Here is a 17,133-nt window from a genome sequence, read left to right on the forward strand (position 1 = left end):
CTGTTGACGCACTCGATCATCGAGACGGTCGAGGCCGCCGCAGCCGAACCCGCGACGGTGGCGTCGACCCTGCGCCGGGGCGACGACGAAACGCTGAGCTTCCACCTTCAGCTCGCCGAACTGGGCTCCGGCGCAGACGGCACCATTGCCGGGGGCTTCGCCGAATTGCCCAGCGCCCCATGGCAGCACAGTCATCACTGGCTCGCTGCGCCCGCGCGGGCCGGCCAGGCACCCGATGTCCACCCGCTGCTTGGTGCGCACGTCGAGCTGCCCACCGGCCGCGACCACATCTGGCAGACCGACCTGAGCACCGAACTGCTGCCCTGGCTGGCCGAGCAGCAGGTGCAGGGACAACCCGTGCTGCCGGCGGCGGCCCTGATCGAGATGGCCTTGGCCGCGGGCAGCCAAGCACTCGGCACACCCGTCGAGTCGCTCTCGGTGACCGGCTTGGCGATCGAGCAGCCGCTGGTGCTCGACGACGCGATGCAGATCACCACCCAACTCAAAGCGGACGCGCAGACCCGGATCGAGATCCACGCCCGGTCCGCCGGCGGGGCCTGGACGCGGTATGCGCTCGCCGAGATCGCACCGGCGGCGCAGGCGGCCGAGGCGACCCCGGGGCAGAGCGTGCTCACGCTGCCCGACGACGTCGCCACCCATCCGGCCTACCACCTGCACCCGGTGCTGCTCGATGCCGCGCTGCGCCAGCTGGCGGCAGCGATCCCCGGCGACGGCTCCGGAGACCTCGGTTATGCGCCGGCGGCGGTGGCCGCGGTGCAGGTTTTCGCACCGGCCGGACGTCAGGTGCGTTGCCACACCGAGGTGACCGGCAGCGACGACGGAGCCGCGGTGGGCCGGGTGCTGCTGACCGATGACGCGGGCGCCCCACTCGCCGAGCTCACCGGGATCGAACTGCGTCCGATCGACCCGCGCTCGCTGCGGGTGCCGCTGGAGCAGAAGATCTTCGCCACCGAGTGGATCGAGTCCGCGGCGCCGGAACCCGCCGATGCGGCCCCGGGCAGCTGGCTCGTGCTCGCGGAGCCGGACTCGGACACCGAGGGCGTCGCGGCGGCATTCGCCGCGCGGCTGGCCGCACCCGACCGCAAGGTCGTCACCGGCCCGTTCGCCGACCGACCGGCACTGACCGAGGCCGTCGCGCAGGCCGCCGCCGATTCCGCGCACCCGCCGGCCGGGATCGTGGTGTTCCTGGCGCGGCAGAGCCTCAATGTCGCCGACCCGCAAGCGCTGGCCCGCGCCCGCGACCTCATCTGGACGGCGTCCACGGCTGCTCGCGCGGCCGTTGAGGCCGGGGCTAAAGGCGCGCGGCTGTGGCTGGTCAGCCGCGGCGGGCTGGCGGTCGCCGGCGGCGAGCCCGGCGACCCGGCCATCGGCGCCCTCAAGGGTGTGGTGCGTACCTGGCGGTTCCCCGGCGAGCTGGCCCGGGTGCTGGCCGACGAACCGGACTTGGCCGCCACCCTGGTCGATGTGGACCCCGCGGCCGACACCGAGTCCCTGGTCGCCACGCTGCTGGGCGAACTTCGGGCCCCGGTCCGCGACGATGTCATCGCCTACCGCGGGCAGCAGCGCCACATCGAGCGGCTCACCCGGGCCACACTCGCCGGAACCGGCGACACCCCGCGCGCCACCGTCCGCGCCGACGGCTCCTATCTGCTCACCGGCGGTCTGGGCGGGCTGGGCATCGTGGTGGCACGCTGGCTGGCGGCCCGCGGCGCCGGGCGGATCGTCCTCAACGGCCGCAGCGAGCCCTCTGAAGCCCAGCGCGCGGTGCTGGCAGAGCTGGCCGTCGACACCGAGGTGCTGTTCGTTCCCGGTGACATCAGTTCGCCGGGGGTGGCGCAACGTCTGGTCGCCGCCGCCGAAGAGACCGGCCGGCCGCTGCGCGGCGTCGTACACGCGGCCGGTGTGCTCGGTGACGGGCTCGTGACGGAAGTGACCCCGGAGAGCCTGGAGAGCGTCTGGTCGGCCAAGGCCGCCGGCGCGGCGCAGCTGCACGCCGCCACCGCGGACCGCGGGCTGGACTGGTGGGTGGGGTTCTCCTCGATGGCCGCCCTGCTGGGCCTGCCCGGCCAGCTCGGCTACGCCACCTCCAACGCGTGGCTGGACGCCCTGATGGCGTGGCGGCACGCGTCCGGCTTGCCGGCCACCGCCATCAACTGGGGCCAGTGGTCCGACGTGGGCCTCGGGCGCTCCATGACCCTCAGCGTTCTCGATCCGATCAGCCCCGACGAGGGCGTCGAGGCGCTGGACGCGGTGCTCGGCGCGGACTTCTCGCGGGTCGGGGTGGGACGGCTGCGCATCGACCGTGCGGTCGCCACCTCGCCGGAGTTCCGCGACCTCACCTTCTTCGAGGATCTGGTCGGCGAGGCCGCGACGTCCGGTGCTGCCGAGTCTTCGGGCAGCGGCGGTGCCGCAGATCCGTCGGCGGCCCCGGACTGGTCGCAGATCCCCGCGGACCAGCGACGTGACGAGTTGGTGGTCAGATTGCAGGCTATTCTTGCCCGCGAGCTCCGGACATCGGCGGCTGCGGTCGACGTCGATCAGCCGTTCCCGGAGATGGGCCTCGATTCGATGATCGCGATGACGGTTCTGAAAGAGACACAGCAGCTGGTGGGGGTGGATTTGTCGGCGTCAATGCTCTGGAATCACCCCAGCATTTCTGCTTTGGCGACCCATCTGGTGGGATTGTTGGCATCCCGGTACGCCCCCCAGGACGACGCAGCCCAAGATGACGGTCATCTGACGTTCGACTCCACCGGCGGTGTGCTGGACGAGTTGTTCGATCAGGTCGAATCGGCATCGACCGGGAGCGAGAGCGGTAGTTTTTGATGACGACGATCTTCAACAGGATGTCGGCGCTGCCGGCCGAGAAGCGCGACGAACTGAACGGGAAGTTCGAGAAGGCAGCGCAGACCACGGCCGCCGAACCGATCGCAGTGGTCGGCATCGGTTGCCGGCTGCCCGGGGGAGCCGCCGGTCCGGACGCCTACTGGAACATGCTCGCCAACGGCACCGACGCGATCGTCGAGGTTCCCGCGGACCGCTGGGACGCCGAGGAGTACTACGACCCGGACACGCTGGCGTCGGGCAAGATGTCGTCGAAGTGGGGCGGCTTCCTCACCGATGATGTGGCCGGGTTCGATGCTGATTTCTTCGGCATCTCGCCGCGCGAAGCCGAAGCCATGGACCCCCAGCAGCGGCTGATGCTGGAAGTAGCGTGGGAAGCCCTCGACCACGCCGGGATGTCGCCGGAGAAGCTGGCCGGCATCCGCGCCGCGGTGATGATGGGCATTTATTACACCGAATACCAAGGTATTTCGGGATCGAACCCGAACGCCATCGACGGTTACACGGCCACCGGAACCGCCCACGCCGTGGCGGTCGGACGCATCGCCTACCTGTTGGGCCTGCGCGGGCCCGCGATCGCGATGGACTCGGCGTGCTCCTCGTCGCTGGTCACCATCCACATGGCCTGCCAGAGCCTGCGCATGCGTGAGAGTGACCTGGCCCTGGCCGGCGGCGTCAGCCTCATCCTGCGCCCCGAGACGCAGATCGCCATGGCCAAGTGGGGCATGCTGTCCCCGCGCGGCCGCTGCCACAGCTTCGACGCCGGCGCCGACGGCTTCGTGCGCGGCGAGGGCACCGGGGTCGTGGTGCTCAAGCGGCTCACCGACGCGATGCGCGACGGCGACCGGGTGCTCGCTGTGGTGCGGGGTTCGGCGGTCAACCAAGACGGCCGTTCCAACGGCCTGACTGCGCCGAACACCATCGCCCAAAGCGAGGTCATCCGCCAGGCGCTGCGCGGGGCGAACGTCCCGCCGAGTTCGGTGAACCTGATCGAAGCGCACGGCACCGGAACCGGTCTCGGTGACCCGATCGAGTTCGAGGCGCTGGCCGACGTGTACGGCAAGGGACCCGACCGCTGTGCGCTGGGCGCGGTGAAGACCAATATCGGCCACCTGGAGGCCGCCGCGGGAATCGCCGGCTTCATCAAGGCCGCACTGGCGGTACAGCGGGCCCAGATTCCGCCGAATCTGCACTTCTCCAAATGGAACCCATCGATCGACCCGTCCCCGACCCGGCTGTTCATCCCCACCGAGATGACACCCTGGCCGGCGGCCGAGGGCCCCCGCCGCGCCGCGGTGTCGTCGTTCGGGCTGGGCGGAACCAACGCGCACGTGGTGCTCGAGCAGGGACCCGACCTGGCACCGGCACCGGCTCCGGCGGATCCGGTGAGCACGCTGGTGGTCTCGGGCAAAACCGAGCAGCGGGTGGCGGCCTGGGCCGCCACCCTGGCCGACTGGCTGGCCGGCCCCGGCGCCGCGGTGCCGCTGGCCGACATCGCCAACACGCTCAACCACCACCGCGGCCGGTACGCCAAGTTCGCCACCGTGTGCGCGCGCGACACCGAGCAGGCGTTGGCCGGGCTGCGGGCGGTCGCCGGCGGATATCCGGCGCCCGGCGTGGTCGGCACCCGCACCGCGCAGAGCGACCAGGGCGGCAAAGGCACGGTCTTTCTGTACTCGGGCCAGGGGTCGCAGTGGGCCGGTATGGGCCGTCAACTGCTGATCGACGAGCCGGCGTTCGCTGCCGCCGTCGACGAGCTGGAGCCGGACTTCGTTGCGCAGGTCGGGTTCTCGCTGCGCGGCGTGCTGGAATCCGGTGAACCGGTGGTCGGCATCGACCGGATCCAGCCGGTGCTGGTGGGCATGCAGCTGGCGCTGACGGCGTTGTGGCGCTCCCACGGGGTCGAGCCGGACGCGGTGATCGGGCATTCGATGGGGGAGGTGGCCGCCGCGGTGGTCGCCGGTGCGCTGAGCCCGGCCGACGGACTGAAGGTGATCGCCACCCGCTCGAAGCTGATGGCCCGGTTGAGCGGCCAGGGTGCGATGGCACTGCTGGAGGTGGACGCCGAGGCGGCCGAGAAGCTGGTCGCCGAGCACGGCGGGATCACCGTGGCGGTGTACGCCGCCCCGCAGCAGACCGTGATCGCCGGCCCGCCCGATCAGGTCGACGCGGTGGTCGCGGTGGTCGACGCCCAGGGCAAGCTGGCCCGTCGCGTCGAGGTGGACGTCGCCTCGCATCACCCCACCGTGGACCCGATCCTGGGCGAGCTGGCCACCGCGCTCGCCGGCCTTGCGCCGTCGGCCCCGAAGATTCCGCTGATCAGCACGGTCGGTCAAACCGGAGATGGAACCGGCCTGCCGGTATTTAATGCCGACTACTGGGTGCACAACCTGCGCAACCCGGTGCGGTTCAGCCAGGCCGTCACCGCCGCCGCGGCCGGTCACGCCACCTTCGTCGAGGTCAGCCCGCACCCGCTGCTCAGCCACGCCATCAACGGCAACCTGGAGTCGGCGCGGCCCGCCGGCGACCACGTCGTGACCGGCACCTTGCTGCGCGATCAGCCCGAGGCGCTGAGCTTCCACACCAACCTGGCGGCCGTCGCCCCGCCGCCGGCTGACGCGCCGCACCCCGACGGCGGCATCGGGCGCGCCGACCTGCCGCCGCGGCCGTGGCAGCACGTGCGGTACTGGGCGGGCGCGACCGCCGCCAACCGGCACTTGGCGGATGCGCATCCGCTGCTGGGTGTCCACGTCGAGCTACCGGCCGGCCACGGCCACGTCTGGCAGGCCGACGTGGGCACCGACATCGTCGCGTGGATGGCGCATCACAAGGTGCACGGCCAGGTCGTGATGCCGGCCACCGGTTTCGCCGAGATTGCGCTGGCCGCGGCCGGCGAAGCGCTGGGCCTGCCCCCGTCGGCAGTCGCGGTGGACCGGGTCGAGGTCGAGCAGATGCTGCGGGTCGACGACCGCACCGAGGTCACGACCCGGCTGTTGCACGACGCTGATGGCTCCGACGAGTTGCGGGTCGAGGTCCACTCCCGCGCTCCCGGCGGCGCCTGGTCGCGTCACGCCGTCGCCCGGGCCGCGGCGGCGCAATCCGCCGCCCCGGCGCAACGTCCGGCATCCGCCACCGGCGGTACCACGCTGTCCCCGGCGGATCTGTACACGGCGCTGCGTCGCACCGGACTGCAGCACGGTCCGGCGTTCGCCGCGCTCACCCGCATCGTCCGCAAACCCGGCGGCGCCTCGGAAGCCGAGATCGTGCTGCCCGACGAGGCGACCGCGCACCGCGGCTACCGGATTCACCCGGTCATGCTCGACGCGGCCCTGCAGTGCTTGGCCGCCGCGCTGCCCGACGAATCGCTGAGCGGGGCCGAGGAAGCCACCTACCTTCCGGTCGCGGTGGAGACCATCCGGGTGTTCGGCGAAGTGGGCCGGCGGGCCCGCGGCTACGCCGAGGTGGTCAGCCATGACGACGGCGGCATCCTGGGGCGGGTCATCCTGACCGACGAGACCGGGGCGACGACCGCGGAGCTGTCCGGGATTTATCTGCAGCGGGTGCAGCGCCGCACGGTGCCGCTGCCGCTGACCCAGAAGATCTTCGACACCGACTGGATCGATGTTCCGGTTCCGGCGCAGCCCCCGGCAGCCGCCGACGGCAGCTGGCTGGTGCTGACCGACGGACCTGAAAGCGAAGCGCTGGCAGCTGATTTCGCCGCCCGGTTCTCCGCGGAGAGCCGCCGGGTCATCACCGCGGACCTGCGCAGCGAGCCCGCGGTGCGCGAGGCGTTCTCGCGGACCGCCGACGACCCGGACCGGCCCCCGGTCGGCGTGATCGTCGTGCCTGCCGCCACCCCCTTCGACGAGACCCCGGGCGATGCAGCTGTTCGAGGCCGCGATCTGGCCTGGTCGGTCGCCTCGACGGTGCGCACCATCGTCGGCGGCTGGCACGGCACCGCGCCACGGCTGTGGCTGGTCGGCCGCAACGGCCTGACCGTCGGTGCCGGAGAATCCGGCGGTTCAGCGAGGCTCGACGGAGGAGAGGCGAAGCTGGGACCGCCGCTTGAGCACGGCGACCCGTCGATCTCCGCCCTCAAGGGGCTGGTGCGGGTGCTGGCCTACGAGCACCCGGACCTGCACACCGGCGTGGTCGACCTGGACGCCTCGGCGGACCCGGTGGCGGCGCTGATCACCGAGCTGGGGCTGGCCAGCACCGACGACGTGGTGGCTTGGCGCGGGGAGAACCGCTACGCCGAACGCCTCAAGCGGGCCACCCTGACCGCCACCGGCGTCCCGGCCGTGCGGCGCGACGGCGCCTACGTGCTCACCGGCGGTTTGGGCGGCATCGGGCTGGTGGTGGCCCGCTGGCTGATCGACCACGGCGCCGCGCGGATCGTGCTCAACAGCCGTTCGCAGCCCTCCGCGGAGCAGCGCGCGGTGCTCGACGAGCTGGCCGAACGCGCCCAGATCGCGGTGGTCTCCGGTGACCTCGCCGCTCCGGGTACCGCCGAGAGCCTGGTCACCTCGGCGGAAGAGACCGGGCTGACGCTGCGCGGAGTGATCCACGGCGCCGCGGTGATCGACGACCAGATCGTGGTCGGCATCGACAAGGAGACCTTGGACCGGGTGTGGGCGCCCAAGGCGGCCGGAGCTCTGCGCCTGCATGTGGCCACCACCGGAAAAGACCTGGACTGGTGGGTCGGGTTCTCCTCGACGTCATCGCTGCTCGGGGCGCCCGGCCAGGCCTCCTACGCCGCGGCCAGCGCCTGGCTGGATGGCCTGGTGGCGTGGCGGCGGGCCGCCGGGCTGCCGGCGATCACCATCAACTGGGGCCAGTGGTCGGGTGTCGGCGTCGCTCAGGAGCTCAAGTTCAGCGCGCTGGACCCGATCGACCCGGTCGAGGGGATGGAGGCGCTGGAGGCCATTCTCGGCGGCGATCTCGGGCAGATCGGGGTGGCGCGACTGCGGCTGGACCGGGTGGCCGCGGCCTTCCCGGAACTGCAGCAACTCGGGTACTTCTCCACCTTGGCCGGCGAGCTCGACCTCGACAGCGAGGACGACGACTGGCCCGGCCCGGAGGGCCTGCGCCAGCTCGACCCCGCCGAAGCAACCAAAGCGGTGGTCGCCCGGTTGGGGGCCCGGATCATGGCCATCATGGGCTACCCGAAGGACAGTGCGATCGATCCGGCCCGTCCGCTGACCGAACTCGGGATGGACTCGTTGATGGCGGTACGCATCCGCAACACCGTCCGCGGCGACTTCGGGGCGGAGCCGCCGGTGGCGCTGCTGTTGCAGGGCGCCTCACTGACCGACCTGGCGGCCGACCTGACCCGGCAACTCGGCCTGGCAGCACAGGAGAGCGGAGACGGCGCCGGCGATGTCGGCGGTGTTCGTAGCCGGGCGCAGCAGCGTGCCGCAGCGCGGCAACGGGCGGCGTCGCGGCGAAAAGTAGGAGACCGAACGTGAGCACCAACAACGAAGTGCCGCCCAATGCAATCGCGGTCGTGGGTATGGCCGGGCGGTTTCCCGGCGCCCGCACCCTGACGGCGTTCTGGGACAACCTGCGGCGCGGCACGGAGTCCATCGTCACGCTGTCCGAAGACGAGCTGCGTGCCGCCGGCGTCAGCGACAAGGCGCTGGCGAACCACAACTACGTTCGGCGAGCCGCGCTGCTGGAGGGCATCGAGGAGTTCGACGCCGGGTTCTTCGGCTTCACCCCGCTGGCCGCGCGCACCATGGACCCGCAGCACCGGCTGTTCCTGCAGACCGCATGGCACGCCCTGGAGGACGCCGGCTACCAGCCCGGCGAGCTCGAGGGATCGGTCGGCGTCTACGGGACCAGCACCACCAGCGGCTACCTGCTGCACAACCTGATGTCGCACTACGACCCCAACCAGATCATCGGGCAGGGCGTCAGCTTCGACATGGTCAACCTGTCGCTGCAGAACGACAAGGACTACCTGGCCACCCGGGTGGCCCACCAGCTCAACCTGCGCGGGCCGGCGCTGTCGGTGCAGACGGCCTGCTCCTCGGCGCTGGTCGCGGTGCACCTGGCCTGCCAGAGCATTCTCAACGGCGAATGCGACATGGCGCTGGCCGGCGGTGCGTCGCTGCGCATTCCGCACCACGTCGGGTACTGGCACGAGCCGGGTTCGATGGTGTCGGCGACCGGGCACTGCCGGCCGTTCGACGTGCGCGCCGACGGCACGATCTTCTCCAGCGGTGTCGGCGTGGTGGTGCTCAAGTCGCTGGCCGACGCGGTCGACGACGGTGACCGCATCCACGCGGTGATTCGCGGCTCGGCGCTGAACAACGACGGCGCCACCAAGATGACCTACGCCGCGCCCACCGCCGCCGGGCAGGCCGACGTGATCGCCGAAGCGCACGCGGTGGCCGAGGTCGACGCCTCCACCATCAGTTACATCGAATCGCACGGTACCGGCACTCCGCTGGGCGACCCGATCGAAATCGAAGGCCTGCGACAGGCTTTCGCCGTTTCGGAGGAGGAGCGCTCCGGCCCCTGCTATGTGGGCTCGGTCAAGTCCAACATCGGGCACCTGGAGTCGGCGGCCGGGATCGCGAGCCTGATCAAGACCATCCTGTGCCTCAAGCACCGGGCCATCCCGGGCACGCTGCACTACACCAGCCCGAACCCGGAACTGCACCTGGACTCCGGGCCGTTCCGAATCCGCAGCGAGTACGGGCCCTGGGAGTCCGACGGCATCCGCCGCGCGGGTGTCAGCTCCTTCGGGGTCGGCGGCACCAACGCGCACGTCATCTTGGAAGAATGGGCGGAGGAGTCGCCGGTGGGCGCCGCACCGCAGGCCGGGCCGCAGGTGCTGTTGCTGTCCGCGCGTACCGCCGAGGCGCTGCAACAGGGCCGGTCGGACCTGGCGGCCGAGCTGTCCGGCGGCGCTGACACCGAAGCGCCGAATCTGACCGATGTGGCCTACTCCCTGGCGCGCCGCAAGCCGGAGAACCTCCGGCTGGCCGCGGTCGTCGCCGACCGGGCCGACGCGGTCACTGTGCTCGGCGCCGAGGAGAGCGAGAACGTCTTCATCGGCGAAGGTGTGACCGACGCGTCGGAGACCGACCGGGTGGTGTTCTTGTTCCCGGGCCAGGGCGCGCAGCACATCGGGATGGCGCGCGGGCTGTATGACACCGAACCGGTGTTCGCCGAGTACTTCGACCGTTGTGTCGCCGGATTCGACGCCGAACTGGGCTTCGACCTGCGCGCGCTGATCTTCGACGGCACCTCCCGCGACCTGGAGCGCACCGACCGCACCCAGCCGGCACTGTTCACCGTCGAATACGCGCTGGCGAAGCTGATCGAAAGCTACGGGGTGCGTCCGGCGGCGCTGGTGGGCCACAGCATCGGCGAATACGCCGCGGCCACCGTCGCCGGCGTCTTCGACCTCGACACCGCGATCAAAGTGGTGGCGATGCGGGCCCGCCTGATGCATGCCGCGCCACGCGGCGTCATGGTGGCGGTGCCGCTGAGCCCCGACGCGGTCGGCACGTATCTCACCGGCGACGTCGACCTCGCCGCGGTCAACGATCCCGACGGCTGCGTGGTGGCCGGCAGCGAAGAGGCGATCCGCGCGTTCTCCGACGCGCTCAAGCAGGCGGGGATCAACGCCCGCCGGGTGCGCACCTCACACGCATTCCACTCCCGCCTGATGGAGTCGATGATCCCGGAGTTCACCGGTTTCCTGTCCCGCCAGACGCTGCACGAGCCGCGGATTCCGCTGCTGTCGAACCTGACCGGCACTCAGATGGCGGCCAGCGAAGCCACCAACCCGGCCACCTGGGCGCGCAGTGTGCGGGCCACGGTGCGCTTCGCCGACGAGATCGACACACTGCTGAACGAGCCGCACCGTGTGCTGGTGGAGGTCGGACCCGGGGCCACCCTGACCGCCTCGGCGGCCCGCCATCCCAAGTTCGCCGACGGTCACCGCACCGTGCGGCTGATGCGCCACCACGCCCAGAACCGCGACGACCGGGACACCTTCTTGCTGGCGCTCGGCCAACTCTGGGCCGCCGGCGTCGACGTGGACTGGTCCGGCCTGCGCGGCGATTACCAGCCCAAGCGGGTCACCGTCCCGGGCTATCCCTTTGAGCGTCAACGGCATTGGCTGGAGCACAATGCCGGGGCCACCTGGGTGTCCGGCGCGGTGAACAACGGTGCCGCGGCGAGCGGGGCCGGCAGCGCCGACGGTGCCGGCGGCTCGACCGGGTCGTCTATCGAGGCGACGCTGCAACGCATCTGGGGGATCTGCCTGGGGGTCGGCTCGGTCGACCGCAACGCCAACTTCTTCGACATCGGCGGGGACTCGCTGGTGGCGATCAGCGTCGCGATGGCCGCCTCCCACGAGGGGATGGACCTGACCCCGCAGGATCTCTACGACAACCCGACCGTCGCGGCGCTGGCCAAGGCACTGACCGCCCGCTACGCCGCCGGCGGGCTGGCCCGCCAGTCGCCCGGCAGCGTCGAGCACCCGCCGGTCCCGCCGAACATCACCTACTTCCTGGAGAACGGTGTTCGCGAGCACGGGCATTGGCGCATCCCGCTGATCCTGCGACTGCGCCCCGACGTCTCGGTCGACGACGTCCGTTCGGTGCTCACCGCGGTGGTCAATCACCACGACGCCCTGCGGCTCCGCATCACCGAGCGGGCCGGCACCTGGGAGCAGCACATCGCCGAGCCCGGCGAGTTCGGCGAGATCGGCACGCATTCGCTGCCGGAGGGCCTCACCGCAGAGCACGACGCGGTGCGCACGATGCTGGCCGAACACATCCGCGAACAGGACCTGTCCTGCCCGCCGCTGACCGCCCTCTACATCCGCGGTTCAGCGGGTGACGTCTGCTATCTGGGCCTGAGCCTGCACGCCACGGTCGGTGACGAGGCGTCCCGCGACATCCTGCTGACCGACATCTTCACCGCGTTCGGCCAGAAGCTGGCGGGCAACGACATCGAGTTGGCGCCGGTCGGCGTCGGCTGGGCTGAATGGTCGCAGCGCTGCGCCGGGCTTGCCACCCACCCGGCGGTGTTGGAGAGCCGCGAATACTGGGTGCAGGCAACCAAAGCCGCGACCCTGCGGCTGGGCGCGGAGGTCGCCGAACCGCCGGCGGCCGCCGACCTGTCCAAGCTCACCTCGTCGCTGGCGGCCGCTGACACCAGCGAGATCGACGACGCCCGACGCCGGCTGCGTCTGCCGATCAACGAGATCCTCTTGGCCGGGTTGAGCCGGGCGGTGGCGGCGACGGTCGGTGCGGGCACCGTGGCCGTCGATATCGGGGGAGCGGGCCGCTCGGTGCTCAAGCCCGACGTGGATCTGCGGCGCACCGTGGGCTGGTTCACCACCATCTACCCGGTCGCGCTGAGCTGCTCCACCGAGGCGCAGGCCACCGCACGTCAGCTGCTGGACGAAGTCCACGAAACCCTGGGCGGTGTACCGCATTACGGGATCGGCTACGGCTTGCTGCGCTACCTCTACGCGCCGACTGCACGACTGTTCTCCTCGGTCGCACCCGCCGACATCCACTTCGCGTACGTCGGTGCGATCCCCGAGCTGCCGTCGCTGGGCGACGCACCGGTGCAGTTCGACCGCGACATCGCGATGCCGGTGCGCGAGGCGATCCCCGGTCTGGGACACGCTCTGGAGCTGCGGGCCTACCGCACCTCCGGTGTGCTGCATCTGGACTGGTGGTTCGACAGCCGCCGGATCGAGGAGTCGGTGGTGTCCTCGATCGCCGACGGCTTCTCGACAGCGGTGATGGATCTGGTCCGCGAGGCCATCGCCGAAGACGATCTGGCAACGGCCGATGCTGAAGACGGGGAAATGACCCTGGTAGAGCTGTCCTAGTTGAGGGGAGAACCCGAAAGTGTTTGCCACGTCGGTCATTCGGAAGCTTGCGAACAGTGAGGAGATGCTCGCCGAGACCCACAATTTCGTGGGTCTCGCCGCCCACCTCACCGGTCCGGTCGACATCGATCTGCTCTCGGAGGCCTACGAGGCGCTGCTGGAGGCGCACCCCATCCTCACCGGGCGACTTGAGCGACTGCCCGACGGCAGGCACCAGTTCGTCACCGACGACCTGATGCCCGACGGCATCGAGGTGATCGAACTCGCTCGCCCCGATGCCCAGCCGCCGGCCCCGCACTTCGACCAGACCGAGTCGCTGGTCGCGATGCGGGTGATCATCCGCGACGGGCAGGCACAGCCGACGCTGTATGTGCACCACGCCGTCGCCGACGGCCACCACATGTATGCGCTGATCGAAGAGATGCTCGCCTTCTACACCGATCTGGTCACGACCGGACGCATCGGTGCGATCAACGTCGAGCCCGCGCCGCAGTCGATCGAGGCGGTGCTCGCCGACCGGGGGATCGAGAAGCAGCAGCGTTCCGGGATCGAGCGGTTCATGCCGGCCCTATTCGCCTACGACCTGCCGCCGACTCGCCGAGCCGTCTCGCAAGAGACACCGTCGGAACCGGTACTGGTCCCGATGGCGTCTTGCCGGCTGACCGAAAGCCAGACCGACGACGTGGTCGCGTTCGGCCGGGCGCACGACCTGAGCCTGCACGCGGTGCTCTCGGCGGCGGTGCTGCTGGCCGAATGGCAGTTACGCGGCAAGCTGCGCATCCCGGTGCCCTACATCTACACCGTAGACCTGAGATATTTTCTGTCGCCGCCGGTTTCGGCCACCGGATGCACCAACCCGATCGGGCTGGCCACCTACCTCGCCGAGATCGACGCCAAGACCGAGCTGGTCGACATGGCCCGCGAGATCGCCGAGAACTTCCAGAAGGACCTCGACGAGGGCGTGATCCAGCAGTCGCGGCTGCACTTCAGCCCGCAGTACGTCGGCAACCCGCCCGGCATGCCGGACGTGGTGGTGCTGAGCAACAACGGTCTGGTGCCGCCGGTGCGGACCCCACCGGGTGTGGAGGTGACCACCACGCACGGCGAGCTGTACTTCGCCGTCAGCGCCGGCATCGACATCTACTTCACCCAGATCTTCGCCGGCCAGCTCAACATCGAGTACCACTCGCACGGGCCCGAGCCGGAGCGCTCGGTGGAGGCGATCCGCTCGCTGCTGTGCGGCATCGCCGAGCGGCACGCCGCTGCCGGCGTCAGCTGACCGGGCCGAAAGCGTAGCGGTGGTACTGCAGCATTCCGCGCAGCGGCGGCACCGCGCGAGCCACCCGGCTGGATCGCCGGAATCCGGCCGGCACCCGGCGGAAGGTCTCGGCGTCGAAGAGGTTGGCGGCGGCCAGCAGCCGGATTCCGGTGACCTTGTCGAGAATGTCGGCCGGGTCGTTGACGGCCCAGTGCAGCGTGGCGCCGGATTGGCGCTGCAGCCGGTGGGTCTTCTGCGTCTTGACCCCGAGCCAGTTGTAGAAGTCGATCTGCAGTTCGCCGGCGGGAAACCGGTCGACGATGCTCTGCAGCAGCGCCACGCCGTCGGATTCGGTCAGGTACATGCTGATGCCCTCGGCCAGCAGCAGTACCGGGCGATCGGCGGGGATCTCGTCCAGCCAGGACGGGTCGGTCGCCGACGTCGCCACCAGGTGATAGCCGGGACGGTCGGGATAGATCTGCTCGCGCAACGCGATCACCGGCGGTTGGTCGACGTCGTACCAGGCCACCTGCGGTCCCGGGTCGATCCGGAAGACGCGGGCGTCCAGGCCGCAGCCCAGGTGGATGACGGTGGCCTGCGGGTGGGCGGCCAGGAACTGACGTGCCCAGATGTCGTACTGGGCGGTGCGCACCGTCACCAGCGGCGCCCACCGGCCGGGGGCTTTGAGTGCGTCCCAATCGAAGTCGATGCGCTCGACCGCTTCCTTGGCGTACCGATCGCCCAGGACCGGGGAGTCGAAATCGGCGTCGAGTGCCTTGAGGTACAGCGTCGTCAACATGGTCGCCGCGGCACCGTGCAGGTCGACGGGGATCTTGTCTGCCACGTCGGGGAGCCTAATACGCTAGACCAGCACTCGATGCACCGCACGGTCGAACCCGGCGGTTCAGCGAGGCTCGACGGAGGAGAGCCGAAGCTGGGACCGCCGCATGAACCCGGCGGTTCAGCGAGGCTCGACGGAGGAGAGCCGAAGCTGGGACCGCCGCATGAACCCGGCGGTTCAGCGAGGCTCGACGGAGGAGAGCCGAAGCTGGGACCGCCGCATGAACCAGGAGGCAGACATGGCGGATGAGACCAATGGCAACCAGCGGGCGCCGCGGATCCTGTTGCTGTACTACAGCTACAGCGGGCAGGCGCTCAAGGTGCTCGAGGCCGCCGGTGAGGCCTTCGCCGAGCGCGGCTGCGAGGTGGTCAAAGCCGGCATCGAATTCACCGATCCGCGCTATGCGCAGCGGTTCTCGCGGTTCCCCATGCGGCGGGTGTGGCCCGACATGCTCAGCGTGCTCAAGGCCCAGCAGCGCGGCGAGACCGGCGAGATCCGCACCCCCGACGCGGTGCGCGACGGCGACTACGACCTGATCTGCATCGGCTCACCGACCTGGTGGAAGGCGCCGGCCATGCCGATCCGGTCCTTCCTGCAAACGGATGAGGCGCGAAAGCTGTTGGACGGCAAGCCGTTCGCGGTATTCACCGTGTGTCGGGAGTACTGGCAGGAGAACTACGCCGAGGTCGCTCGGCTGGGGGAGCAGTGCGGTGGCCGCTACACCGACGAGATCCACTTGACCTATCCCGGCGACCCGCTGCACTCGATGCTGTCGCTGACCAGCTACCTGGGCACCGGGCGCTACCGCAAGCGTTACCTGGGGCTGCGCCTGCCGCCCACCAACGTCCAGCCCGAGCAACTCGACCGGGTCCGCACGTTCGCCGCGGGCCTGGCGAGCCGCTTGTTCGGCAAGTAGGGGAAAGGTACCCATGCCGCGTTCCTTCGAGATCGTGTTCGAGTCGCCCGCGAGCGTCGAGCAGGTGCACTCCGCGTTCGGCTCGCGCGACTACTGGCTGGCCCGCAACGCCGAGTTTGACGGCGGCGAGAAGACGCTGGACTCGCTGACCGTCGACGCCCAAGGCGCGGTGCGCGTGGTGGTCACCGAAGACCTGCGCCACGGCGCGCTGCCGGGAATCCTGACCAAGGTCTACCGTGGCGACCTCAACATCGTCACCACCGAAGTCTGGACCCCTACCTCCGACGGCCGGGTCACCGGCGACATCGACGTCGCGGTGGTCGGGGCGCCGGGCCGCGGCGGCGGGACCGCCGTGCTGCAACCCACCGGCAGTGGCTCGCGGATGGATCTCACCGGGACCATCGAGTTCAAGATCCCGCTGGTCGGCGGCCCCATCGAGAGTTTCCTGGCGAAGGAATTCGCCCAGGGCATCCCCGAGATCCAGCGGTTCACCGCGGAGTGGCTGGGCGACAGGGCCGGAAAATGACGGCACCGGACGCCCCGCGGTTCATTCCCACCCACGTGCCCGCCCCGGCCGAGGCGCTGGCCCGCCTCGATATGCCGCTGGGCGAGGCGATGATGACCCAGCGCGCGGTGCGGCGGGTGTACTCCGAACCGGTCGACGACGCCGTGGTGCTCAAGTGCATCGAGCTGGCGCAGCGCGCGCCCACCGGTAACGACGGGCAGAACTGGGAGTTCATCGTCGTGCGGGACCGGCGGGTCAAGGAAGAACTGGCCAAGCGTTACCGGCAGGCCTGGAAGCTTCAGCGCGGGGTGGTGCTGCGGCGCAGACTCAAGACCGACCCGGCGATCGCCGGCATCGCGCGGGCGATGGAGTGGCAGATCGACCACTTCGCCGAGATTCCGGTGCTGGTGGTGGCCTGCCTGCGGCTGGGCGCGCGAGAGGGCCGGCTGCCGGTGGTGCGGATGCCGCACATCGCCGAGTCGGCCTACTGGGGCTCCATCTATCCCAGCGTGCAGAACCTGCTGCTGGCCGCGCGCGCCATGGGGCTGGGCGCCTCGCTGATCACGCTGCCACTGTGGAGTCAGCGCGCGGCGCGGCGCATCTTGGGTCTGCCGCACGCGGTGACGCCGTGTTGCATCGTGCCGCTGGGGTGGCCGCGCGGGCGCTACGGTCCCACCACGCGCCGACCGGTCGGGGAAGTGGTCCATCTGGACAGCTACGGCAACCGCGCCTGGCTGACCAAATGATACTTTTTGGATGAATTGGCTCTCGGTATAAGCGAGATAGCCTTTAGCGTTGCGGTAACAATCACAAAATATTGTCTTTAGTGGTGTAGGCGTACCGCCTGGTGTAGATTCAGCCGGTCTTATGTAACGCCTGG

The 17,133-nt window shown here is 70.3% G+C and carries 8 protein-coding genes; 7 read left to right on the top strand and 1 reads right to left on the bottom strand.

Annotated features, from left to right (window positions below):
- The 4 genes from AC5Y31_RS14355 to AC5Y31_RS14370 all read left to right on the top strand — a co-directional run.
- The coding region (locus tag AC5Y31_RS14355; protein WP_499981088.1) for an SDR family NAD(P)-dependent oxidoreductase at positions 1 to 2,847 on the top strand (2,847 nt) is incomplete at its 5' end.
- The gene (locus AC5Y31_RS14360) at positions 2,847 to 8,333 is read left to right on the top strand and encodes a type I polyketide synthase (protein ID WP_499981090.1); all 5,487 of its coding nucleotides are present in this window, start codon (positions 2,847 to 2,849) and stop codon (positions 8,331 to 8,333) included. The genes AC5Y31_RS14355 and AC5Y31_RS14360, both read left to right, overlap by 1 nt.
- Positions 8,330 to 12,733 carry a type I polyketide synthase gene (locus AC5Y31_RS14365; protein ID WP_499981091.1) on the top strand — a complete coding sequence of 1,468 codons (4,404 nt, stop codon included), beginning with the start codon at positions 8,330 to 8,332 and terminating at the stop codon, positions 12,731 to 12,733. Before AC5Y31_RS14360 ends, AC5Y31_RS14365 begins: the two co-directional genes overlap by 4 nt.
- 19 nt (positions 12,734 to 12,752) lie before the next feature.
- Positions 12,753 to 14,012, top strand: a complete 1,260-nt coding sequence (locus AC5Y31_RS14370) for a phthiocerol/phthiodiolone dimycocerosyl transferase family protein (protein ID WP_499981092.1) — start codon at positions 12,753 to 12,755, stop codon at positions 14,010 to 14,012.
- Here AC5Y31_RS14370 and AC5Y31_RS14375 read toward each other — a convergent pair.
- Positions 14,005 to 14,835 (bottom strand): class I SAM-dependent methyltransferase, encoded by an 831-nt coding sequence (locus tag AC5Y31_RS14375; protein WP_499981093.1) that lies wholly within the window; start codon positions 14,833 to 14,835, stop codon positions 14,005 to 14,007. The two genes, AC5Y31_RS14370 and AC5Y31_RS14375, sit on opposite strands and share 8 nt — an antisense overlap.
- A gap of 217 nt (positions 14,836 to 15,052) precedes the next feature.
- Between AC5Y31_RS14375 and AC5Y31_RS14380 the strand changes: the two genes are divergently transcribed.
- The 3 genes from AC5Y31_RS14380 to AC5Y31_RS14390 are packed head-to-tail and all read left to right on the top strand — an operon-like array spanning position 15,053 to position 16,999.
- On the top strand, positions 15,053 to 15,748 hold the full coding sequence (locus AC5Y31_RS14380; protein ID WP_065025248.1) for a flavodoxin family protein: 696 nt from the start codon (positions 15,053 to 15,055) through the stop codon (positions 15,746 to 15,748).
- A 13-nt stretch (positions 15,749 to 15,761) separates the two neighbouring features.
- Entirely contained in the window at positions 15,762 to 16,274 is a 513-nt protein-coding gene (locus AC5Y31_RS14385; RefSeq protein WP_065025249.1) for a DUF2505 domain-containing protein, read from the top strand.
- Positions 16,271 to 16,999, top strand: coding sequence for a nitroreductase family protein (locus tag AC5Y31_RS14390; RefSeq protein WP_064853842.1), 729 nt, complete (start codon positions 16,271 to 16,273; stop codon positions 16,997 to 16,999). The genes AC5Y31_RS14385 and AC5Y31_RS14390 overlap by 4 nt, the downstream gene beginning before the upstream one ends.
- Positions 17,000 to 17,133: the final 134 nt, after the last annotated feature.

The sequence above is a fragment of the Mycobacterium sp. NGS18 genome (assembly GCF_059813185.1).

Excerpts from the sequence above, each read along its gene's own strand:
- AC5Y31_RS14385 (WP_065025249.1), top strand. The coding sequence starts at position 15,762 with ATGCCGCGTTCCTTCGAGATCGTGTTCGAGTCGCCCGCGAGCGTCGAG.
- AC5Y31_RS14360 (WP_499981090.1), top strand. The coding sequence starts at position 2,847 with ATGACGACGATCTTCAACAGGATGTCGGCGCTGCCGGCCGAGAAGCGC.
- AC5Y31_RS14380 (WP_065025248.1), top strand. The coding sequence starts at position 15,053 with ATGAACCAGGAGGCAGACATGGCGGATGAGACCAATGGCAACCAGCGG.
- AC5Y31_RS14390 (WP_064853842.1), top strand. The coding sequence starts at position 16,271 with ATGACGGCACCGGACGCCCCGCGGTTCATTCCCACCCACGTGCCCGCC.